This window comes from Methylococcus sp. S1M, from assembly GCF_051295855.1.
Lineage (GTDB): Bacteria > Pseudomonadota > Gammaproteobacteria > Methylococcales > Methylococcaceae > Methylococcus > Methylococcus capsulatus.
The window spans coordinates 140232-163001 of sequence record NZ_JBPDXO010000002.1 but is presented as its reverse complement, the minus strand read 5'-3'; the positions used below and the strand labels follow the sequence as shown (position 1 = coordinate 163001).

Below are 22770 nucleotides of genomic sequence, written 5' to 3'. Positions count from 1 at the left end.
AGCAATGCCATGAGTCCAAAGTCGAAATTCGCAAACCGCCGGCGCTTCCTGCTGGCTACCATGCTCATTCTCGCATCCGGCTACGGAACGAGTACCGAATCGTCCGTCCTGGTGACGTTGGCGCCGGCGGAACCGGCCGACATGAGTAAGACGCTCACGGCCTACGGCACCGTGGAGTTCGCGCCGGACCAGCTCCAGGCACTGAGCGTCCAGGGTGAGGGTTTGGTCACCCGGGTATACGTCGCACCGGGACAGCGGGTACGAAAGGGCGACGTCCTGGTCGAACTGACGGCGACCGCCAACAGCGCAACGGAGCTGGAACATGCCCGTATCGCGGTCGAGTTCGCCACCAAGGACTTGGAGCGTCTCCAGGACTTGCGGGCTCGCCAACTGGCCACCAACGCCGAGGTCCGCACGGCGGAAGAAAATCGGGCCAAGGCCGATTCGGCTCTGGCCAATGTGCGAAAGCGCCTGGGTGATACCAGTTACAGGCATCTGCGTGCGGACCTCGACGGCTACGTGGAAGCCGTCCATGTTCATGCCGGGGATATCGTATCGCCCGGCGTGCTGCTGGTGCTTCTGGCACCCGCCGACAAGCTGAGGGTGCGGTTGGGGATTGAACCGGAGGATTTGCCCGTCATCCACGAAGGCCAGAAGGTCGTGATCAAGGCCCTCCGTCCGGGTCTTCCACCCCAGGAAGGACGGGTCAACCACATCTATTACCAGGTGGACCCGAAGACCCGGCTGGCCGAAGCGGTCGTGCCGCTGACGGGCTCATCGGATTGGTTGCCCGGCATCACGGTCAAAGCCGAACTCGTCGTCGCCGAACATCGGCAGGTCGTCACCGTGCCGCGTCAGGCCGTGCTCAGCCGGGACGGAAGACCTTATCTGTTCGTGGACGAACAGGGTCATGCGCGGCTGCGCTGGGTCGAGACCGGATTCGACGATGGCCAGCGAGTGGAGATCCAGGCTGGCATTGAAGCCGGGGAAGGCGTGATCGTCACCGGCAATTATGAACTCAGTGACGGTATGGCCATCCGGACCAGCGAGGTACCGTGATGGCCTCCTGGCTTTCGACGCACCGACGTTCGCTGCTGTTTCTGCTGGTGCTTCTGGCCCTGGGTGGGATGGTGACGGCGCTGCGACTGCCGGTGGCACTGTTCCCGACGCTGGATTTTCCGCGGGTGGTGGTGAATATCGATGCCGGAGACCGTCCGGTGGAACGTATGGCCGTGGAGGTGACCCAGCCGTTGGAGCAGGCGCTTCGCGCCGTTCCGGAAGTGCGCGCGATCCGCTCGACGACCAGCCGCGGCTCGGCCGATCTGGCGCTGACCTTCGATTGGCGCACGGATATGGTCACCGCGCTGTTACAGGTGCAGGCCGCGGTCAATCAAATCCTTCCGGACCTGCCGGCCGGTGTCCGTTTTACGGCACGGCGGATGGACCCCACGGTTTTTCCGGTGTTGGGACTGGCCTTGACGTCTGCCCGGAACGACCCCGTCGCCTTGCGCGATTTCGCCTATTACCGATTGCGCCCGCTCCTTTCGGCCTTGCCTGGCGTCGCGGAGGTTCAGGTTCTAGGCGGACGGCAGGCGGAATACCAGATCATGGTGGATCCGGACCGGCTGCACGATCTGGGACTGACCCTGGCCGAGGTGGCGTCGGCGCTTTCCGACGCCAATGTATTGAGTGCCGTAGGTAAGGTGGAAGAGCGTTACCACCTTTATCTGACGCTCGCCGATTCGCATCAGGTGAGTGAAGACGATATCCGGCACACGGTTTTGAGAAGCGGTTCCGATGGTGTCGTGGAGCTGGAAGACGTCGCCCGGGTCGAACGCGGCCATCGGCCCGAATGGACACAGGTCAGCGCCAACGGGAAGGACGCCGTGCTGGTGAACATCCTGCAACAGCGTGGAGCCAATACGGTCACCATCGCCGAGGAGACCCGGCGCGCGCTGGCCGGCTTCTCGCCGCAGATTCCTGGCGACGTCGAACTCAAACCCTATTACGACCAGTCGGAACTGGTCAACGACGCGGCCATCAGCGTACGCGACGCCCTCGCCTCCGGAGCAGTCTTGGCTGCACTGGTCCTGCTCTTGTTTCTGCGCAATCTGCGCGTCACGCTGATCATGCTCATCGTCCTTCCCGGCGTCATTTCCGCCACGGTCTGGCTGCTGAAGCTGTTCGGACAGAGTTTCAACATCATGACCTTGGGCGGGCTCGCCGCAGCCGTAGGACTGGTGACGGACGATGCCGTCGTCATGATCGAACACATCATGCGCCGCTTGAGCGAAACACGGGACGACCAGCCGACACATGGAACGGTACTGACGGCCGCCAGAGAGATGCTGCATCCGTTGACGGGTTCATCACTCGCTACGATCGTGGTGTTTCTCCCCCTTGCGTTTCTGGACGGCATCACGGGCGGATTTTTCCGGGCGCTTGCCTTGACCATGGCAGCGGGCCTGGTCATTTCTTACGGGGTCGCCGCGCTCGCCGTGCCGCTGTTGGCAAATCACTTGCTGAGCCGGCGGGACTCGCTCCGTTTGGAGTCGGTTGGGCCGCTGCAGGCCCGGTTCCACCGGGCCTACGGCAGCCTGCTCCTTCGGCTTCTGCGGCAGCCGCTTTGGACACTGCCCATCATCGTCGCCCTGATCGTCACGGGTGTCGTCGCGTACAGCCGGGTGGGCTCCGGCTTCATGCCCCATATGGATGAGGGAGGATTCGTGCTGGACTACCGGACACCGCCGGGAACCTCTCTGACTGAGACCGACCGGCTGCTCGACCAGGTCGAGCGGATGATTGCAACGATCCAGGACATCGACAGTTATTCCAGGCGTACCGGCTTGTCGCTGGGTGGGCATATCACCGAAGCCAACGAAGGGGATTTTTTCATTCATCTAAAACCACACCCCCGCCGGGACGTGGAGGATGTCATGACCGAGTTGCGGGAGGCCATCGAAAGCCGTGTTCCCGGCTTGCAGATCGAAACTGCCCAACTCATGGAAGATTTGCTCGGCGATCTCACCGCCGTGCCTCAGCCCATCGAGATCAAGCTGTTCGGTGACGATAGCCGGGTGTTGCGTCAGCTGTCGCCCCGGGTGGCGGCCTTGCTGGGAGACGTTCCCGGCGTCGTGGAAGTGTTCGATGGGATTACGCTCGCGGGTGATGCCATAGAGATTCACTTCGATCCGGTCCAAACCGCCTTGGAAGGCATGAGTCCCGGCATGGTGGCAAGACAAACACAGGATTTCCTGGCCGGAACGGTAGCGACTCAAATCGCGATGGGCGAGAAGATGATCGGGGTGCGCGTCTGGACTGATGAGGCGCTCCGCACCCGCATGGGACAATTGGAAGCGCTGCGGATACGCTCGCCCGACGGCCATGATTTTCCTTTGAAGCGCGTGGCCCGTCTGCGAGTCATCGAAGGGCAGGCTCAGGAGACGCGGGAAAACCTGAAAGCGATGGTGGCTGTCACTGCCCGAATCGAGGGACGCGATCTCGGCTCGACGGTCGCGGACGTGCAGGCGAGGGTGGCCACGCTGCCCCTCCCTCCGGGCGTATATGTCGAATATGGCGGACTCTACCGCGAACAGCAGGATTCGTTCCGGGGGCTGATCCTGGTCTTCGTCAGCGCCGTCCTCCTGGTCGCTCTGTTGCTCCTGTTCTTTTACGAACGCTTCAGGGTCGTACTGGCCATTCTGACCACCACCCTGCTGTCCCTCACGGGTGTGTTCGCAGGGCTATGGCTGACGGGAACCGAGCTCAATATTTCTTCGTTGATGGGGATGACCATGATCGTGGGCATCGTTACCGAAGTGGCCGTGTTTTATTTTTCCGAACTTCGCCAAGTCGGCAAGCCGGATCCTGCCGCTTTGGTCCGTGCCGGCACTTTGCGCATGCGGCCGATCTTCATGACATCGCTGGTCGCGATTCTGGCGCTCATGCCGCTCGCCTTGGGCATGGGACCCGGCTCCGCCATGCAAAAACCGCTCGCCATCGCCATCATATCCGGCCTTCTCCTTGCCGTGCCCCTGGTCTTGATTGTCATGCCGGCGATCTATGCTTTACTTCACACAAACCGTGGGGGGTGGTCATGAGCCTGAACGGCAGGCCGTGTGTCCCGCCTCATTCGCCCGTTGTGGAACTGCGCATAGCCGGCCGCAGCGTTTTTTCTCTGGACCATCACCTGAAGGAGTCCCCATGAAAGCCCGTATCGAATCCGTCCAAGCCATGCCGATTTACGATTCCCGCGGCGTCCCCACCGTGCGCGTCAGGCTGACGCTGACCGATGGAACGGCGGCCACCGCCTCGATTCCGTCGGGGGCATCCACCGGCGAGAACGAGGCCGTGGAGTTGAGGGATGGCGACCCGAAGGCCCATGGCGGCAAAGGGGTGCTGAAAGCCGTGAGCAACGTGAACGATGTCATCGCACCCGCCGTCATGGGTTTGGAGCCCTGGCGGCAGGCCGAGATCGACCGTCTCATGATCGAGCTCGATGGCACGGCGAACAAGGAGCGACTGGGCGCCAACGCCATCCTGGGCGTCTCGGAGGCCGTCGCCGCCGCGGCGGCGAAAAGTGCGGGGCTGCCGCTCTATGCCTATCTCGGCGGGGCCGGCCAGGCGCGCCTGCCCATCCCCATGATCAACATCCTGAACGGTGGCAAGCATGCGGACAGCAGCCTGGATTTCCAGGAGTTCATGATCATGCCGGTCGGTGCGCCGAGCTTCGCCGAAGCGATGCGCTATGCAACGGAGACTTTCCAGGCATTGAAATCCATTCTCAAGGCCAAAGGCCATGCCACCAGCGTGGGGGACGAAGGCGGTTTCGCCCCCCAGTTGCAGAGCAATGACGAGGCCTGCGACCTGATAGTCGAAGCGATCAGGAAAGCCGGCTATGAGCCCGGCGAGGACATCGCCATCGCTTTGGATCCCGCCGCCAGTTCATTCCATGAAAACGGTATTTATAGACTGACGCGCAGCGGTCAGGGGGACAAGACCAGCTCCGAGATGACCGATCTCTACCGGCGGTGGATCGACAAATACCCCATCGTTTCCATCGAGGACGGTCTGGCGGAAAACGACTGGGATGGCTTCCGCGAGCATACGGCCGTGCTGGGTGAGAAAATCCAGATCGTCGGCGACGATCTCCTGGTCACCAACACCCGCTTCATCCAGCGAGCGATCGAGGAGAAAAGCTGCAATGCCGCACTGATCAAACTCAACCAGATCGGCACCGTCACCGAGACGGTGGAAGCCATCCACCTGTGCAGGAAGGCCGGTTGGGGCTTCGTGATTTCCCACCGTTCGGGCGAAACGGAAGACACTTTCATGGCCGATTTCGCCGTCGCCATGGGGGGCGGGCAGATCAAGACCGGGTCGGTGTGCCGTTCCGAACGCATGGCCAAGTACAACCGGCTCTTGGAAATCGAGTCGGAGCTGGGCAAGGCTGCCAGATTTGGCCGCTAGGCCGACCGATCCCTTGGCGCCGCCTTGGCAATGCAGCCGGCCTTTTGCCTGCAGTGTTTCGCGCAACTACCGGAGCCCATGGAAGTGTGTCCGTATTGCGGTTCGAGCGTTGCCGACCAGCATCACACGAGCTATGCCGCCCGGCTGATTCATGCACTGTCCCATCCGTTGGCGGAGGTGCGCATGCGCGCGATCATTGCTCTGGGACTGCGGAGGGAGGAAGGAGCGGCCACCGCACTCCTGGCCTGTGCGTTGCGCCATCCGGTGGATGTCACCGAAGGCGTGGCCGTGGCGCAGGCCCTGGGGAATATGCTCGATTCCAGACCTGCGGTCCAGGCGTTGACCGTGCTTTCGGAACGGCATCCCGCGCGGGCCGTGCGCCGAGCCTCGCGGGCCCTGTTGCAGGCAGGCGGCAGCTGACGGCACGGCCATCGAGCCCCTGCGCTTCAGGAAAGACGCTGTGGTGGGTCCAGCGGCTCGAATCCCGATCGGGATAGACCCCCATGAATGGCCGTTCAGCAACCGAAGGAGTCCAGATGTTCCGGCAGGTCTTTTCGTTACCCTCCACCGTTTGGCTGCTCGGCCTGGTCAGCCTGTTCAACGACTCGGCCAGCGAACTGGTGTATCCCCTCGTCCCGATTTATCTCGCGTCCGTCTTGATGGCGGGTCCCCGGGCATTGGGCATCATCGAGGGCATCGCCGAGATGGTGAGCAGCCTGCTCAAGCTGTTTTCCGGGATCATCGCCGACCGGGTACACCGGGCCAAATTCCTGGTGGTCTGCGGCTACAGCCTGGCGGCGATCTCGCGTCCTCTATTGGCATTCGCCACGGCCTGGCCCATCGTGTTGGCGCTGCGCTTCGCCGACCGCCTGGGCAAGGGTCTGCGGTCATCGCCTCGGGATGCCATGCTCGCCGCCAGTGTCTCCGGCGACCAGCGGGGGCTGGCCTTTGGCCTGCAGCGGGCCATGGACAACGCCGGCGCCGTGGTCGGGCCGCTGGCGGCGACCATGCTGATTGCGGCGGAAATGCCCATCACGGAAATCTTCCTCTGGGCGTCGCTCCCCGGTGCTATGGCGGTGTTCCTGGCCGTTTCAGTCCGGGAGCCGGCGCGGGAGATCCGGTATGACGGCAAGCCGCCCGATTGGAATCTGCAAAAACTGCCACGCGTGTTCAGGCGTTATCTCTGGGTGCTGGCGTTGTTCACGCTGGGCAACTCGTCCAACATGTTTTTGCTGCTACGCGCTCGGGAACTGGGTTTGCCGGAATACCAGGTCCCCTTGTTATGGGGCGCGACTTCCCTGGTCGCCATGCTGTTTTCCACGCATCTGTCGGGTCTTTCCGACCGTGTCGGCCGCGTACCCATGATTTTCGCCGGATGGATGATCTATGCCCTGTTTTATTTGTGCCTTGGCCTGAACGGCTCCGGCCTTTCGCTGCTGTGGCCGCTATTCGCCTTTTACGGCCTTTTCATGGCGGCGACCGAGGGTGCGGAGAAGGCGTTGGTCGCCGATATGGCGCCTCCCGCTTTGTTGGGAACGGCTTACGGCTGGTTCAATCTGACCACCGGAGTCATGTTGCTGCCGGCATCCTTCATATTCGGATCGCTTTGGCAATACGCCGGTCCCGTGACGGCTTTCGGCTTCGCCGCCGGATGTTCGCTCTTGGCTGCGATATTGCTGAAATTGTGGGTCAAATAAACGGCATGCCGCACGATGACAGCGTTCCGGGGTCCGTTCCCGGCGCAGCCCGGGAGCTGAGATCCAGACGGCTCGGCTGAGAGCGGATCACTCGTGCCGGGGTGATCGGGCCGTTGACGCGGGGCCACACCCCAGCCATTGCATCAGCCCAGGGCGCGAAGTATCAGGACCATCCCGGCCAACGCAAGAAACCCCGCGAAAATGCGGCGGTATTTGGTCTGATCGATTTGGGTATAAAGCATCTCGTCGGTCAACAGGAAAACCAGGGCGCCGACGACCAGATAAATGCCGTTTTCGGCATAGGGTATTTCGATCTGCGACCGGCTGAAGATCCACAAGGTCAGCAGTTGCGCGACGGCGAAGGTGCCGTAGGAGGCCGCGATGGTGACTCGGGCCACATCTTTTTCGTAGTTCTTGTGATGTACCAAGGCGGTCAGGAGTGAGCCGCCGAGATTGCTGAGTCCATGGACGATACCCATGGTGACGAAGTAGGTCTTTTCGTATTTCATCAGGGTGTCGATGGTACTTACTACGCCTGGAGAAAATTCCTTGAGAGCGATGAACAGCAGGAAAGCTCCGATAACCATACCGATGTTGATCCGGGTATGTGTAATCAGGAACAGGAACACGATGATGGGGGGGACGGCCAGGAAGATCACCCGGCGGTAAAAGGAAAAATCGATGTGAGCGTGGTGTTTGACGATCTGCAGCAGATTGATGGCGATGGAGATGGGGAGCAGGACGACCAGTACATCGATGAAAGAATGGCCCAGCAGCAGTAAGATCGGCGTGCCGAACAACAATACGCCCGCACCGAAGAGGGACTGGATGATCGATGTGGCCACGACGGTAAGTACGACTTCTACTGGCATGAAATTCTCCTTGGTCATCGGGCGATGACTCGATCGGGTTTTTAAGCTGCGGCCCTCTATGTTTTCAGAGAGGGTTACGAATGGATACGGGGGCACTCGACGATCGCCAGTCACTCCGAGCCAGTCTCGAGCGGGGCGGGGGGCACGGACCAATGAATGACCGTGCTCGCCGCGGAGACGAGCCGGACTGAGCGCTCAGGGTGTTCGGTCAGGGTGAGACATGTACCGTCGCATCCCAGCTCACGACATGGGCCAATACCAGGCGGTGAGTCAGTTTGTCCATGACGGCCTCGATCCTGTCGGGCCGGTCATAGAACTCCACGATCAGCGGCAGATCGAGGGAGAGGTCGACCAGGGAAGCGGTGTGAATCTTCCCATCGGTGCTGAAGCCCGCGATACCGCGCAGCACCGTCACACCTGCGACCTTTTCTTCCTCATGGAGGAACTTGAGGAGCTTGGACAGGAGATGTTCCCCTTCGCGGAGGTAGATCCGCACGATTCTCACCGAAGCCGTTGCCATAGATAGTCCCGCGTAATGTCAATCGATCCGATATTTCCTGTTCAGCCAGACCTTGATCGTCTGGGTCAGCGCGATGTAACCCGCCAAAATCAGGAACAGTAGTGGCCAGTAACCGCCTGGCAAGGCGGTGAAGCCGAGGTTCGCAGCCAGGGAGGAATACGGAAGCCAGATGCCGACGCAGCAGATCGCCACCGTGGTGGCGAGCAAGGGAAGACTCGCCCGGCTCTCCAGAAACGGTATTTTCTCCGTCCGGATCACATGAACGATCAGGGTCTGCGACAAGAGCGACTCCACGAACCAGCCCGTATGGAACAGCTCGGGCCGGGTCCAGGCATCGAAAACCGAGAACAAGACGAAATAGGTCAGGTAATCGAAAAGCGAGCTGACAGGCCCGACACACAGCATGAAGCGGGCGATGTGGCCGATTTCCCACTGGCGAGGCCGGTCAAGGTATTCAGGATCGACGTCGTCGGTGGCGACCGTGGTTTGCGACAGATCATACAACAAATTGTTGAGCAGGACCTGTGGCGGTGTCATGGGCAGAAACGGCAGGAATGCACTTGCACCGACCACGCTGAACATGTTGCCGAAGTTGGAGCTGGCTCCCATTTTCAGGTATTTCACGATATTGCCGAAGACCTTGCGGCCCTCGATGACGCCGTCGTCCAGCACTTCCAGATTTTTCTCCAGCAATATGATGTCCGCGGACTCCTTGGCGACATCCACCGCACCGTCCACGGAAATGCCGACGTCGGCCTCCTTCAGAGCGGGCCCGTCGTTGATGCCGTCTCCGAGGAAGCCCACCACATGTCCCTTCTGCTGCAGCAGGCCGATGATGCGCGCTTTCTGCAGGGGTGAAAGCTTCGCGAATACGGTGGTTGTTTCCAGCAGGTGCCCCAATTCCGAATCCGGTAGTTGCTCGATGGCGGAGCCGAGGGCCACCCGTTCCATCGACAGTCCCACGTCATGGCAGATTTTACGGGTAACGATTTCGTTGTCCCCGGTGAGAATCTTGATGGCGACGCCGTGTTCGCAGAGTTCGGCGATGGCCGCGGCGGCACTGTCTTTGGGGGGATCGAGGAAAGCCACGTAGCCGATCAGCGTGAGCTCTTTTTCAGCGCTGGCATCGTAGGAAATTTCGGGTGTCTCGATGTCTTTGTAGGCCACGGCGAGTACCCGGAAACCTTCTTCATTCAGGGCCGCGGTCGACTCTTTCAAACGTCGACGATGAGACTCGTCCAGATCGAAACGTTCCCCCTCCGTGTCTCCATGGGTGCAGACGGCCAGCATCTCCTCCACTGCGCCCTTGCAAACCAGGCGGTGCCGGCCTGGCTCCCGTTCCAACACGACGGACATCCTGCGCCGGACGAAATCGAACGGTATTTCATCGACCTTCAGCCAGTCTCCGTCGGTCTGCGGCAGTCCATCTTCGAGGGCATGGAGCAGCACGGCGTCGTCCAGCAGGTTTTTCAACCCGGACTGGAAATGGCTGCTGAGGTAGGCGAATTCGAGCACCCGCGGGCATTCCTCGCCCTGAAGATCGAGATGTCTCTCCAGCACGACCTGGCCCTGCGTCAGCGTGCCGGTCTTGTCGGTGCAGAGGATGTCCATGGCGCCGAAGTTCTGGATGGCACTCAACTGCTTGACGATCACCCGCTTGCGCGACATCGCCAGGGCACCTTTGGCCAAATTGATGGTCACGATCATTGGGAGGATTTCGGGTGTCAGGCCGACGGCCACCGCCACGCCGAACAGGAAGGCCTCCATCCAGTCGCCCTTGGTGAACCCGTTGAGCAGGAAGACCAGTGGCACCATGACGAGCATGAACCGGATCATCAGCATGGCGAAGCGGTTGAGCCCCTGGTCGAAGGAGGTCAGGACACGCCGTCCCAGAAGGTGCCCGGCGATACTGCCAAAGTAGGTGCCGGCGCCGGTCTGTACCACGACGGCCGTGGCCGAACCGCTGACCACGTTGGTGGCCATGAAGCAGAGGTTTTTCAGCTCCAGGGGAGCGGGCGCGGTCTGCGCCGAACCGAATTTCTCCACGGGCATGGATTCGCCCGTCAGAGCGGCCTGATTGACGAAAAAATCCTTGGCCGCCAGCACCCGGACATCCGCCGGCACCATGTCGCCCGCCGAGAGATGGATGACGTCGCCCGGCGTCAAGCATTCCAGTGGGATTTCCCGGCTGACAGGCAATGCGGTACCGGTCGCGCGGCGAACCACCGTGGCCGTGGTTTTGACCAGGGCCCGCAGCTTTTCTGCTTCCAGCTTCGCGCGTCGTTCCTGCCAGAGCGACAGCAGGTTACTCAGGACCACGATGACGGCGATCAATACCGCGGTTTTGCGATCATCCAGTGCAAAGGAGGCCGTAGCGAGGATCAGTAACAGAAGATTGAGCGGCGACCGCAGACGCATGGCCAGCTCGCTGACCAAAATCGGCCGCTTTTCCTGGCGGATTGCATTGGGACCATGCTCGCGGAGCCGCAGTTCGGCTTCCTGCTCCGTCAGCCCCCCCATACCGGAGCCCAATTCGGCCAGGGCGGCGTCAGGACCCAGCGTTGCGATCTCCAAGAGTCTTTGACTGGTCCGGTCGGCCTGGACACCGGGAGCGGAGGGGGCTATCTCGCCCCCCGGAATGATGGTGCCCAGCTCACGGCAGTAGCGAACGGCGGCCTCGCGCAGCGCCTTCCAATTCTGCGGATCCCGAGCGACGGAACCTTGGCGGATCGCCCAATCCTGGATTTTCCGGCGGAGATCATTCTTTTCACTGTCGCTGGCGTTCATCTTCTTCGGTCCGGGCTGATTCGGGTAAGCCCGAATATACCAGCATGTCTGACGGACGCCATCGCCAAAGCGTTTCCGCTCGGTCATGGGGAACGAAACAGGAATCCTCCCTTTGCGTAAGGCAAAGGCTGAAGACGATCGGACTCTCCTTTCCCTACTATATTTCAGGGCCGAAAGTAGTAATCCCTGTGCCACCCCCCCAAAGGTCCTGCATGACCTCAGCACGCGGTATTTACCGCGGCCGAAAGTCATGCAATCTCCCCTGTCGGGGCCTAGTCCTCCCCGTCCGTATCGGTTTCCGTTTTCACGATGGTTCCGTTTGCATCAAGCTCGAGCTCCAGCCGCTTTTTCCCATCGGCGAGTTCCACTTCATACCCACTGACGGTTCCTTTTGGGTTGAAAACCTTCTCGGCTTCCTTCACCGTGGCGCCCGGGTGCGCTTTCTTGATCGCGCTCACGACCGGTTCGGGAAGCTCGGTGGGTTTGATCTCCTCCTCGGTTTCGATCAACGCGCCCTCGGCGCCGTAGGTCGCCTCGAGCTTTCTGCCACGATCCTCGAATTCCACTTCATACACGATCTTGCCGTCCGTGGTCTTCTCCGAATATTTGGCCTCCTTCGCCGCCGGATAGGCCTTCTGAAAAGCCTCATGGACGGCTCGAGGAACTTGCTTGGCGGACAGTTCCTTCTCCTCGCCGGCGGCCGCGAGGCCAGAGAAGTGGGCGAACGCCAAAACGGCAAGGGTCATCGGGTGAGTCTTCATGGAGATACTCCGCGTGTGTTGTTTAAGGTCGCGGGAAAACTTTCGGAAGCTTCGCTTCAAGATTTAGGGGTAAGTTTCGCACCGCGGGCCTTTTGTACCATCCGCGACATTAACGGAAAATTACGGGATCGCAAAAATGCAGGGCCATGACGGGGAAGCAGGTCGGGACTTGGAAACCACTCAATTCATGTGCTTTCCGTCATGCACCCGAGGCCTCGGTGATGAAATGGACGCCGTAGAGGCTTACCATGACCCCGGCGATCAGGTCGAAATACTTGGCAGGAAGCCTGCGGAAGACACCGGCCTTTCCAAGCAGCAACGCGGTCAGGCCGATGACCGCTAGACCGATCAAAACGCCGGCGGTGGCGGTGGCCATGCCCTGCTTCAAGGCAATGCCCAGCCACACCACCATGATTTCCAGCCCTTCGGCGAACATGCCCCAGAACGCCACGATGATGCCGGACCAGATCAACGGATTGCCGGCGGACAGGGCATTCGCTGCGCGCCGGCTGGACGGGTCCTCATAGACCTCGAGCATTTCCACGGCTTCCGTGGCGACTTGGTGCGCCGTCCAGAATTCGTAGAGCAGGAACAGACCGAAGCCCAGCAGCAGCAAGGCCGAGATCCAGTCCAAGGCGGCCATGGGCAGCAGCAGTCCAAGCTGCGCCAAACCGAAGGACACGACGGCCACGGCCAAGGCACCGCCCAGGCTGCCCAAGGCGGCGCTCTGCCAGCCGTGCTTATAGGCCACCGAACTGATGACGGTGGAGGCGATGAACAATTCGGTGAACGTCACCTGAAAGGTGACGAGGACGCCGGCCAGCGAGATTTCGTTCATGGGTTTTCCTCCGAAGGGGGGAAGGGTCGGGATTTCAGCCGTTCGTGTTCGGCGGCGAACACCGCCTGGGAAAATTCTTCGAGCCGTTCTTCGCGGAGCAGCAGTTGCCGGGCGGCTTCCGCTGCCAGCTCGGCGCCGTAGAAGTCCAGTCTGCCGATCTTCTCCAGCCAGCTTTTCAGCTTCTTCAAGTCCTCGTCGTTCTCCTGGAGCTCGGCGTAGGTGAAGTTTTGGGCCGCCGTCTCCCGTTCGATCTCGGCGAGATAATCGGCGCAGCGCCCCCGGAACTCGCGGTATTCGGCGTTGCGTTCCTCGTTGAAGCGGCCTGCAATCAATTCCTGCTGCCGCCTGTCGAAACCGCTGTTCTCCAACAGATAAAGATACGCCGCCCATTTCGCCGGTTTCGTTCTGGACGATCTTGAACCGGCGCCGATGATGGTCGGATTTCGGCAACAGGCAGACCCCATTCTGGAGGTAGACGGCCCGGAGTCCCTTGAGTTTGCGCCAGAGCGCGAGACGCCTCTTGCTGGGTTCGGCAGGGACCTTGTAGATCAGTAGTAGCCAGTCGCTTTCATGCATGGCAAAAATCATGTAGCCACCGTTACATCCCATAGTAACGAACTGGCCGAGCTGTTTCGGGTAGCAGGAAGTCATATCCTTATTCCCCCCGTCCCGGGCCTTTCTTGCCATCCGGAGGAATGCCGTGGTATAGCGCAACGCGACCCAGAGACCCTGGATCCGCGAAAATGAGCTATCAGCCCAACATCAAACAAGAAGGAGGAGTACCGCAATGTCATCCGACCTGAACCTGTACGATGTGGCGCGCCGTTGCGCCGCACGCCTCACCGAGAACCTCGACAACATCGGCTACTGGAATGCCAGGTTCGACCGTTTCGCCCGGCTGTTCGCGCGTCTGTCCGGCAGACCGCTCGCCTTCAACCTCGCCCTGTTCGTTATCCTGGCTTGGGTGATCACAGGCCCGATTTTCGGTTTCAGCGATACCTGGCAACTGATCATCAACACCGCGACCACCATCGTGACCTTCCTCATGGTGTTCCTGATCCAGCATACGCAGAATCGCGATACCGAGGCCGTCCAGGTGAAGCTGGACGAACTCATCCGCGCCGTCGAACGCGCCGACAATGCGTTGCTGGATTTGGAGGAACTCGAGGAGGAGGAACTGGCTCTGATGCGCAGTAAGTATGTGAGTCTGGCCCGCGCGGCGCGCCAGGGCCGGGCGAGCGGGGAAATCTTGGGGACCGAGTGATGCAGGACCGATGCGGTATCCGGCTCTGATTTTCTACCTCGTTCTGTCGCTGGCGACGGCGGCGACCCTGTTTCCGCTGGTCTGGATGGTTTCGGTGTCGTTGATGCCACCGGCCGAAGCCATGCGCTATCCGCCCCCGCTCTGGCCCGAGGCCCCGACGCTGGAGCATTACCGGACATTGTTCGATCGCCTGGCGATTGCGCGGTATGCGTTGAACAGCCTAGTGCTGGCCGGTGCTGTCACGGCTCTGTCGGTGCTGGTCAACGCAGCCGCCGGCTACGCCTTCGCCCGCCTGCCGTTCGTGGGGCGGGATGCGCTATTCCGGTTGTTGATGACCTTCATGGTCATCCCGGGGCAGGTCGCCATGCTGCCGCTGTTCCTGCTGCTGAAGCAGCTCGGCCTGATCAACACCTATGCCGGTGTGATCGTTCCCGGGTTGGCCAGCATTTTCGGGATATTCCTGGTGCGGCAGTATGCGCTGTCACTGCCACAAAGCCTGTTCGATGCGGCGAGGCTGGAGGGGGCCGGTGAGCTGCGCATCTTCTGGTCGCTGGTGCTGCCCCTATGCCGGCCGATTTTGATTACGCTGGCGGTCTTCACCTTCCTCGGGAGCTGGAACGATTTCCTCTGGCCCCTGATCGTTCTGACCGACCGCCGTCTTCAAACCCTCCCGGTGGCGCTGGCTGCCCTGATGGGGGAGCATGCGGTTGACACCGAGCTGATGATGTCGGGTGCAGCCCTCACGGTGGTGCCGGTGATCGTTCTGTTCCTGGCAGCGCAGCGATACTACCTCGGCGGGCTGATGCAGGGCGGCGTCAAGGGATAGCCGCGCGATGGCCGCCCATGGCGGCCGCCGGTCACGCCCCTGTCATTTCCACCGATTACCGTAGCGACCGTTTCGACCCGGCTTGCCGGGCCGAAAGGGCGCCGGACATCCGCAGAATCCCCGCGGCGGAGCCATTCCGGCCGATCCACCGACAGCCAGTAGGCGGTCAGCCCGTTTTCATCCATGTTTCCGCACCCGGGCTCGACCCGCGCCGGCTGGTGATCAGCGCGTAATCGGAGAGATGAACATGTCGAAAATACGTCTGTTATTCAGTTTGCTTGTGGGTTCCTCGTGCCTGGCCGCGGTTTCGGGCGAGGTGATGGCCGGCAGGACCGACGGCATCCAATTGGGGCCGCGTCCGTTCTTTCTGGTCAATGACATGAGGGATGGCAAGCTGAAGAGCAAGCTGCTGAAATGTTCCGAAGGACCATTCAGAAAGGCCGAGTTTGCGATTGGTCACCGCGGTGCAGCATTGCAGTTTCCGGAGCACACCCGGGAGTCCTACGAGGCTGCGGCACGCATGGGGGCCGGCATCATCGAGTGCGACGTGACCTTCACCAAAGACAAGGAACTGGTCTGCCGCCATGCCCAGAACGATCTGCACACCACCACCAACATCCTCACCATTCCCGAACTGGCGGCGAAGTGTACCAGGCCCTTCACGCCGGCTACTTTCGACGCCAGCGGCAACCTGCTCACTCCGGCGAGTGCGGAGTGCCGCACCACCGACGTCACCCTGGCGGAATTCAAGATGCTCAGAGGCAAGATGGACGCCTTCAACCCCAGGGCAAAGACCCCGGTGGAGTTCCAGGGTGGTACGCCGGACTGGCGAACCAATCTCTATGCCGGACCCACCAGCGGCACGCTGATGACTCACAAGGAAAGCATCGCACTGTTCAAAAAACTGGGCGTGAAGATGACGCCGGAGCTCAAGAGTCCCGTCGTGTCGATGCCTTTCGACGGTTTCAGCCAGGAAGACTATGCGCAAAAAATGATCGACGAGTACAAGGAAGCGCTGGTTCCCGCCAGCAAGGTTTTTGCGCAATCCTTCAACAAGGCGGACGTGCTGTACTGGATCCAGCATGAGCCTGCCTTCGGCAGACAGGCCGTCTATCTGGATGACGCCGAGGAGGTGGCGGACCTGCCCGGCGCCGCCGAGCTGGCACAGTACAAAGCCGACGGCATCAACATCGTCGCGCCGCCGATCTTCGCCCTGCTGGACGTGGATGCCGCCGGGAACATCGTGGCTTCGGAGTACGCCAGGAACGTCAGGCGTGCCGGTCTGGACATCATCACCTGGACGCTGGAACGCTCCGGCATCCTCGCGGATGGCAATAACGGTTTTTATTACCAGACCTTCGATTCGGCGATCCATCGCGAAGGCGACATGATGCGCGTGCTCGACGTACTGGCCAGGGACGTGGGTATCCGGGGCATCTTCTCCGACTGGCCGGCGACGGTGACGTATTACGCCAACTGCATGAACCTGAAATGAATTTGAGCGAATACGGTTCAACCGAGCCGTGACGAGCCGCGGGTGAACATCGTGTGGAGTCGTCATGGCGGCGGCTTCATGCGCGGCGGAAGGAGGGCGATGGCGGGAATGGGGAGGTGATCGAATCACAGTCCGGCAGGACAGAACCTGCCCGCCATCTCGGGCGGGCGTTTCGGTGTCCTCCCCATTCCCACGATAACGGACCGGCCAGCCTCGTCCGGGTGCGGGGGCCGTTCAGCGGGCCCATGCCAAACCGCGACGCGAGCGGTTTCTGGAACGGCCATGAGCGTAGCGCCAGGACTCGCCGAACAATTGACCCCGGCCAGGTGGGCGAGACCGGATTGCGGCTGCAGAAGGAGATCGAGGAGGGGGAAGTGTGTCTGACCCAGGCCATCCATCGTCAGACCCTCGGGGTGGTCGGTTCCGTCGGTGCGGTGGCGGGAATGATCCGGCTGCTGGAATGGTTCCTCGCCCATCCGCCCAGCCCGTAGGCCACAGGCTACCCGACAAAATACTTCGTACCCGAACGGCACGACCCACGGAGGTTTTCGGGGCACCTGACCGCGGGGGCAAGCCGATTCAAGTCATGCTCGCGGTCGTGACCATTCGTCAGTCTTCTTGGCGCCGGGAGTCGCCACTGCACGGCGAAAGGTGATGTTGTTGCCCTAGCCAGGCAGTTTCCGCCGGGCTTCCTGTACGTTATGGATCTGCCCGATCTTTTCCAATGCGGTGCTGAGCTGGCCGAGGTCGTGGACTTCGACCGTGATGTCCATGACGACGCCCTGGTCTTGCAGGTTGGTCTCGGTGTAAGTCCGCAGGATGTTGATGTGCTCATGCGCCAGCACCTGGGTGATGTCTTTGAGCAGTCCTTTGCGGTCGAACGCGCGAACCTCGATTTCGACAGGGAACACCCGTGTTTCCTCCCCCCAGGCGACGTCGATCAGCCGGTTTCGTTTGCCCGAGGGGAGCTGGACGACGTTGGGACAGTCCTGGCGGTGGATGGTCACGCCGCGGCCGACGCCGATATAGCCGATGATAGGATCGCCCGGGATCGGCGCACAGCAGCGCGCGAAATGCGTCAGCAGATTCCTGACCCCCTGCACGGTCACTTCGCCGGTTCCGCGGACGGCCGCGCGCGCCGGTTTCCGCGGCGGTACGGGAGGCGGCTGGAATCCGGGCACCTGGAGCGCGGCGGCCAGTTGTCCGGGACCGATGTCGCCGCGGCCGATGGCGAGCAGGACGTCATCGGGCCGCGGCAGGTGGAAATGGCGGGCCAGGGCGTCGAGGTCGACGTCCCGGGTCTGGAGCTTGTGCTTTTCCTTGTCGAGTATGGCCTTGCCGGCGCGCAGGTGCTTGTCGTGGTCCTGCTGTTTGAACCACTGCCGTATCTTGTTGCGCGCGTGGGCGGTCCGCACGTATCCCAAACGCGGGTCGAGCCAGCCGAGCGTTGGGCCGCCCTCCTTGGCAGTGAGGATTTCCACCTTGTCGCCCGATTTCAGCGGGTGGGTCAGCGGCACCATGGCGCCGTTGACCTTGGCGCCCCGGCAGCGATGTCCGACTTCCGAGTGGATGGCGTAAGCGAAATCGACCGGGGTGCTGCCTTTGGCCAGGCGGATGACCTGGGCGCGTGGTGTGAGCACGAAAATCGCATCGCCGAAAGGCTCTTCGCGGAAGTCCTGCAACAGCGAATCGTTGTCCTCCTCGCTCTCCAGCAGCCGGCGCAGGGAGGCGATGCTGCGGTCGAAAGCCGCGTCCTGCCCGCCGCCTTCTTTATAGCGCCAGTGGGCGGCGACACCGTATTCGGCGAATTCGTGCATCGCCTGGGTGCGGATCTGGATTTCCACCGGGCGGTCGTCGGGCCCGATGACGACGGTGTGCAAGGACTGGTAGCCGTTATCCTTGGGGTTGGCGATGTAATCGTCGAACTCCTTGGGAATGTGTGGCCACAGGCCGTGGACCGCGCCCAGCACCGTGTAGCAGGTCGGAATGCTGTCCACCGTGACGCGTACCGCCAGAAGATCGTACAGATCGGCCAGTTGGGCATGTTTGCGCTCCATCTTTTTCCAGATGCTGTACAGGTGCTTGGGGCGCCCCGATACCCGCGCGTCGATGCCGAGTTTCTTGAGCTCGTCCCTCAAGAGCCCCATGAAATTCAGGATGTAGACTTCCCGTTCGGCGCGGTTGGTGCTCAAGGACTTCGCGAGCGTACGGTATTCGTCGGGATGCAGGTAGCGGAACGACAGGTCCTCCAGTTCCCATTTCAGTTGGCCGACGCCCAGCCGGTGCGCCAAGGGGGCATACAGCTCCAGGGTTTCGCGGGCGATGGACTCCCGGACGTCGCTGTCCTGATATTTGAGGATGCGCATGCGCTGTACCCGGTAGGCGAGGCGGACCAGCACGGCGCGGACGTCGTTGACGACGGACAGCAGCATGCGCCGCAGCAGTTCGGCTTGTTCGGGGCCGGGATTATCCTGCAGTGAATATTCGTTGAAGGTATTGAGCCAGTTGACCTTTTCCAACAGCCGGACGGTCTCTTCGTCGAAATGGCCCCGGATGAATTCCTGTGGCAGCGTCTCCCGCAGATAAGGATCGGCCAGCAGCGCGGCCTGGATGCTGTAAGCATCCACCTTCAGGTTCAGCAGGATATGTCCGACGTCGACGCCGCGCGGGCGGGTCTCGGGATCCTTTGCCGCCGCGTCGATGGCGAGGTTCAGTGCCTTGCGGATGTTTTCCGCTTGGGCTGGATAGCCTTGCTCGAACAGCCGGTGCAGTTGTTCGGCATCCAATTTCGAGGCGTCAGACTGGTAGTGCGTGTGCTTCATTCAGTTTCGAGCGGGTGGAAACGCCAGAGCCTGGAGGCGAGCAGGTACGGCGGTTGCCGCGTGAGGGGGATCACCACCATAATCGGGCTGCGAATGGCTCTCCCGCAATCTTAGCAGAACTGATACTTCCCGCCCGCGGGCCGGAGCCGAAACCGTATGTTGCTCGAGGAGCGCGGGTGATGCAGGAGATAGAGGAGGAATCGGGGAAGGCCGATACCCCGCCGCTGGCGGAATGCCGTGCCGATGCCATCGTACGCCGGTTCGCGTCGCAGTATCTCGATCGCATGGAGTGCAGTGAAACCGGGATTCTGGAAAACCCCGAGGCATTGCACGACTACCGTGTGGCCCTGCGCCGCAGCCGGACCTTGCTGGGGCAGCTGAAAGGCGTGTTCCCCGAACGGGATGCCCGCTGCTGGCTGGACCGGCTCGGTCGTCTGGGCGAATTGACCGGGCCGCTGCGGGATTGCCAGGTCATGCTCGCCGATCTGCCCCTCTACCATTCGATGCTGCCCGAGTCGCTGAGGCCGGCATTGGCGCCGCTGCAGTCGTATCTCGAACGGGAAACGGCGTCTGCTCACCGGATACTGGCGGAGCGTATGCGGCGCAAGGATTACCGGCGCACGATCGAAAACTGGCGCCGGTTCCTCGAACGGCCCGCGCCGAAGCGTCCGGCGGCGCCGAACGCCCTCGCTCCCGCCGGCGAGATCTGCGGCCGGCGCATCTGGAAACTTTACCGGTCGATGCTGCGGGAGGGCGCGGCGCTCGGGCCGGACAGTCCGCAGGATGCGTTCCACGCCTTGCGGAAGCGGGGCAAGAAACTGCGCTATCTGCTGGAGTTCTCGGCTTCGCTGCGGGGCGATGGCAAGCTCCGGGATCTCATCGCCCAGTTGAAGAAGCTCCAGGACGTCCTCGGCGAATGCCAGGACACCGCCGTCCAGCGCGCCCGCCTCCTGCGCCTGGCGGAAACCCTGAGACAGGACGGCCAGCCGCTCGACACCCTGCTGGCGATGGGAGTCCTGGTCGGTCACCTGGAACGACGCCAGTCGCGCTGCCGCCGGGCTTTCGGCGAAGGCTTCGCGGAATTCGCAGGAAAGCCGGTGCGCCGGCGTTTTCGCAAACTGTTCGGACCCGGCCACGGTGAAGGAGACAGAGGTCGGCGTAGGGCTTAAACTTTTTAGGACTCAACCTAACAAGAATGGAAGGGGATTCATGCAACGAAAACGGAACGAGCAACCGACACCTCGCATCCTGATCATTGGCGGCGGCGCCGGTGGCCTGGAACTGGCGACCAAACTGGGCAAGACGCTCGGCAAGAAGGGAAAGGCGCAGGTGACCCTCATCGACGCCCATCCCACCCATATCTGGAAGCCTCTGCTGCATGAAGTCGCGGCGGGCACGATGGACGTGAACGACGATGAGCTGGATTACCTGGCGCAGGCCAACGCCTGCCATTTCCGTTTCGTCCTGGGGCGCATGAACGGTTTGGATCGCGTCGCCAAACAGGTGAAGCTCGCGCCGATGACCAACGCCGCGGGCGAGGAGGTGATCCCTGCCTGTTCCTATCCCTACGACATTCTGGTCATCGCCGTCGGCAGCGTGTGCAACGATTTCGGCGTACCCGGCGTGGCCCAGAACTGCATCTTCCTGGACACTACGGAAGAGGCCCAGCAGTTCCACCGCCGCCTGCTGGAGGCCTACATGCGCGCCCATGCCATGGGCGGGGCGAAGCAGCCCGGTCAGCTCGACGTGGCCATCGTCGGCGGCGGCGCCACCGGCATCGAACTTTCGGCCCAACTGCACCAGGCCACCCGACTGCTGGCGGCTTACGGCCTCGACAACGTCACACCCTCGGATATCAAGATTCATCTGATCGAGGCTGCCCCCCGGCTGTTGCCCGAATTGCCGCCGCGTCTGTCCGAATCCACGGTCAAGCAGCTCCTGGCGCTCGATGTCCAACTGCACCTTGGCGAGCGCGTGGTGGAGGCACGGCCGGATGGCGTCCTCACCCATACCGGCAAATTCATTCCCGCCACGCTGAAGGTTTGGGCGGCTGGCGTCAAGGCGCCGGATTTCCTGGCGCAGACCGATCTGGAAACCAACCGCCTCAATCAGGTCGTGGTGCGCCAGACGCTGCAGACTACGCGGGACGACCACATCTTTGCCATCGGTGACTGCAGCGCCTGTCCTTGGCCGGAAAGGAACACCACTGTGCCGCCGCGCGCGCAGTCGGCTCACCAGCAGGCCAGCACTGCCTACGAGAACATTCTGCGGCTTCTGGCCGGCAAGGCGCCGGTCGATTACCGTTACCGCGATTACGGTTCCCTGGTTTCCCTAGGCAAGTACAGCACGGTGGGCAATCTGATGGGCAATCTCCTCGGCAGCGTGATGATCGAAGGGGTGATCGCCCGCTTGGTCTACCTGAGCCTTTACAAGATGCACCAGTACGCACTGTTCGGGCCGTTGCGGGTCGGCCTGATCATGATCGCTCATTTCTTCAGCCAGAAGCTGCGGCCGAAGATCAAGCTGCACTGAGGCGGAGGCGGGTTCGAAGTCCAGCGTCCGCGCTTCTCTAGTCCGGTTCGCCCGCCAGCCACTCCAGCCGCCAGCCGCCTTCGCCCTCCGGACTGAGGGTCGCGTGCAGCCAGGGCAGCAAGGTCTTCATGTGTTCGTCGAGGCGCCAGGGTGGGTTGATCACGATCATGCCGCTGCCGTACATCCGCTTGTCACCGCTTTCGGGCAGCACCGACAGCTCCATCGCGAGCAACCGGTCGATGCCGGTCTGGCGGAATTTCCGGCGTAGCCGGTCGGCGGTGCGGCGGTCCTGGATTGGGTACCAATAGGCGAAAATGCCGGTGGGCCAGCGTTTCCAGGCCCCCGCCGCGGCTTCGGTCATCCGTTCGCGCTCGTTGCGCAGTTCGAAGGACGGATCGCAAAGCACCAGGCCGCGCCGCTCGGGAGGCGGCAGGAAGGCTTTGAGGCCCTGGTAGCCGTCGGTCGGGTGGACCGTGATCCGGCGTTCGCCGGCGAAGAGAGAGCGCAGCGACAGGACCTCGGTGCCGTGCAGCTCGCACAGGACCATCCGTTCGCCGCCGCGAAGGAAATGCCGGACGATGAGCGGCGAACCGGGATAAAACCGTAATCTGCCGCCGGGATTGAGCATCCTCACCGCGGCCAGGTAATCCTCCAGCTCGGGCGGTACCGAAGGCAGCTTCCACAAGCGCTCGATTCCGCTCCGGTGTTCCCGGTTCTGCTTCGCCATGGCCGATTCCAGGTCGTAACGCCCGGCGCCGGCATGGGTGTCGAGGTAGAAGAAGGGCGCCGGTTTGCGCAGCAGCGAGCGGACGATCTGCGTCAGCACCGCGTGCTTGAGGACGTCGGCGAAATTGCCGGCATGGAAGCCGTGGCGGTAGCTCAGCATC

The 22770-nt window shown here is 61.9% G+C and carries 19 protein-coding genes; 11 read left to right on the top strand and 8 right to left on the bottom strand.

The window, feature by feature from the left end; genetic code table 11:
- Nucleotides 1-9: 9 nt before the first annotated feature.
- From ACSHWJ_RS04360 to ACSHWJ_RS04340, 5 genes are all read left to right on the top strand, one after another.
- On the top strand, nucleotides 10-1059 hold the full coding sequence (locus tag ACSHWJ_RS04360; RefSeq protein WP_010961183.1) for an efflux RND transporter periplasmic adaptor subunit: 1050 nt from the start codon (nucleotides 10-12) through the stop codon (nucleotides 1057-1059).
- A complete protein-coding gene (locus ACSHWJ_RS04355) occupies nucleotides 1059-4100 on the top strand; it encodes an efflux RND transporter permease subunit (protein WP_432539441.1) in 3042 nt (1013 codons plus the stop codon). The genes ACSHWJ_RS04360 and ACSHWJ_RS04355 overlap by 1 nt, the downstream gene beginning before the upstream one ends.
- 103 nt (nucleotides 4101-4203) lie before the next feature.
- Entirely contained in the window at nucleotides 4204-5469 is a 1266-nt protein-coding gene (gene eno / locus ACSHWJ_RS04350; protein ID WP_218797939.1) for a phosphopyruvate hydratase, read from the top strand.
- A gap of 78 nt (nucleotides 5470-5547) precedes the next feature.
- A complete protein-coding gene (locus tag ACSHWJ_RS04345) occupies nucleotides 5548-5889 on the top strand; it encodes a hypothetical protein (protein WP_432539442.1) in 342 nt (113 codons plus the stop codon).
- Between the two features lie 116 nt (nucleotides 5890-6005).
- Nucleotides 6006-7166 (top strand): MFS transporter, encoded by a 1161-nt coding sequence (locus ACSHWJ_RS04340; protein WP_218798438.1) that lies wholly within the window; start codon nucleotides 6006-6008, stop codon nucleotides 7164-7166.
- A 143-nt stretch (nucleotides 7167-7309) separates the two neighbouring features.
- Here the strand turns inward: ACSHWJ_RS04340 and ACSHWJ_RS04335 are convergent, their stop codons facing one another.
- From ACSHWJ_RS04335 to ACSHWJ_RS04310, 6 genes are all read right to left on the bottom strand, one after another.
- Nucleotides 7310-8038, bottom strand: a complete 729-nt coding sequence (locus tag ACSHWJ_RS04335) for a TSUP family transporter (RefSeq protein ID WP_218797938.1) — start codon at nucleotides 8036-8038, stop codon at nucleotides 7310-7312.
- 208 nt (nucleotides 8039-8246) lie between these two features.
- Nucleotides 8247-8558, bottom strand: a complete 312-nt coding sequence (locus tag ACSHWJ_RS04330; protein ID WP_010961177.1) for a DUF190 domain-containing protein — start codon at nucleotides 8556-8558, stop codon at nucleotides 8247-8249.
- Between the two features lie 18 nt (nucleotides 8559-8576).
- Nucleotides 8577-11345 carry a magnesium-translocating P-type ATPase gene (gene mgtA, locus ACSHWJ_RS04325; protein ID WP_432539443.1) on the bottom strand — a complete coding sequence of 923 codons (2769 nt, stop codon included), beginning with the start codon at nucleotides 11343-11345 and terminating at the stop codon, nucleotides 8577-8579.
- Between the two features lie 272 nt (nucleotides 11346-11617).
- Nucleotides 11618-12106 (bottom strand): PepSY-like domain-containing protein, encoded by a 489-nt coding sequence (locus tag ACSHWJ_RS04320; protein WP_026597579.1) that lies wholly within the window; start codon nucleotides 12104-12106, stop codon nucleotides 11618-11620.
- A 199-nt stretch (nucleotides 12107-12305) separates the two neighbouring features.
- Nucleotides 12306-12944 (bottom strand): hypothetical protein, encoded by a 639-nt coding sequence (locus tag ACSHWJ_RS04315; RefSeq protein ID WP_432539444.1) that lies wholly within the window; start codon nucleotides 12942-12944, stop codon nucleotides 12306-12308.
- Nucleotides 12941-13312: a Chromate resistance protein ChrB gene (locus ACSHWJ_RS04310; RefSeq protein ID WP_432539445.1), complete on the bottom strand. Its 372-nt coding sequence runs from the start codon at nucleotides 13310-13312 to the stop codon at nucleotides 12941-12943. The genes ACSHWJ_RS04315 and ACSHWJ_RS04310 overlap by 4 nt, the downstream gene beginning before the upstream one ends.
- 419 nt (nucleotides 13313-13731) lie before the next feature.
- Between ACSHWJ_RS04310 and ACSHWJ_RS04305 the strand changes: the two genes are divergently transcribed.
- The 4 genes from ACSHWJ_RS04305 to ACSHWJ_RS04290 all read left to right on the top strand — a co-directional run bounded on the left by ACSHWJ_RS04305 (nucleotide 13732) and on the right by ACSHWJ_RS04290 (nucleotide 17020).
- Nucleotides 13732-14208 (top strand): low affinity iron permease family protein, encoded by a 477-nt coding sequence (locus tag ACSHWJ_RS04305; RefSeq protein WP_010961172.1) that lies wholly within the window; start codon nucleotides 13732-13734, stop codon nucleotides 14206-14208.
- Nucleotides 14209-14218: 10 nt separating this feature from the next.
- Complete coding sequence (locus tag ACSHWJ_RS04300; protein WP_432539446.1) at nucleotides 14219-15034, top strand: carbohydrate ABC transporter permease; 816 nt, start codon at nucleotides 14219-14221, stop codon at nucleotides 15032-15034.
- A 247-nt stretch (nucleotides 15035-15281) separates the two neighbouring features.
- A complete protein-coding gene (locus tag ACSHWJ_RS04295) occupies nucleotides 15282-16529 on the top strand; it encodes a glycerophosphodiester phosphodiesterase family protein (protein ID WP_432539447.1) in 1248 nt (415 codons plus the stop codon).
- Between the two features lie 245 nt (nucleotides 16530-16774).
- Nucleotides 16775-17020, top strand: coding sequence for a hypothetical protein (locus ACSHWJ_RS04290; RefSeq protein ID WP_432539448.1), 246 nt, complete (start codon nucleotides 16775-16777; stop codon nucleotides 17018-17020).
- A 174-nt stretch (nucleotides 17021-17194) separates the two neighbouring features.
- Here the strand turns inward: ACSHWJ_RS04290 and ACSHWJ_RS04285 are convergent, their stop codons facing one another.
- A complete protein-coding gene (locus tag ACSHWJ_RS04285; RefSeq protein ID WP_218797934.1) occupies nucleotides 17195-19351 on the bottom strand; it encodes a RelA/SpoT family protein in 2157 nt (718 codons plus the stop codon).
- Between the two features lie 179 nt (nucleotides 19352-19530).
- Between ACSHWJ_RS04285 and ACSHWJ_RS04280 the strand changes: the two genes are divergently transcribed.
- Entirely contained in the window at nucleotides 19531-20520 is a 990-nt protein-coding gene (locus ACSHWJ_RS04280; protein ID WP_432539449.1) for a CHAD domain-containing protein, read from the top strand.
- Between the two features lie 40 nt (nucleotides 20521-20560).
- Entirely contained in the window at nucleotides 20561-21883 is a 1323-nt protein-coding gene (locus tag ACSHWJ_RS04275; protein ID WP_432539450.1) for an NAD(P)/FAD-dependent oxidoreductase, read from the top strand.
- 37 nt (nucleotides 21884-21920) lie between these two features.
- On the opposite strand, the gene ACSHWJ_RS04270 is transcribed toward ACSHWJ_RS04275, so the two are convergent.
- On the bottom strand, nucleotides 21921-22769 hold the full coding sequence (locus tag ACSHWJ_RS04270; RefSeq protein ID WP_017364305.1) for a 23S rRNA (adenine(2030)-N(6))-methyltransferase RlmJ: 849 nt from the start codon (nucleotides 22767-22769) through the stop codon (nucleotides 21921-21923).
- Nucleotide 22770: the final 1 nt, after the last annotated feature.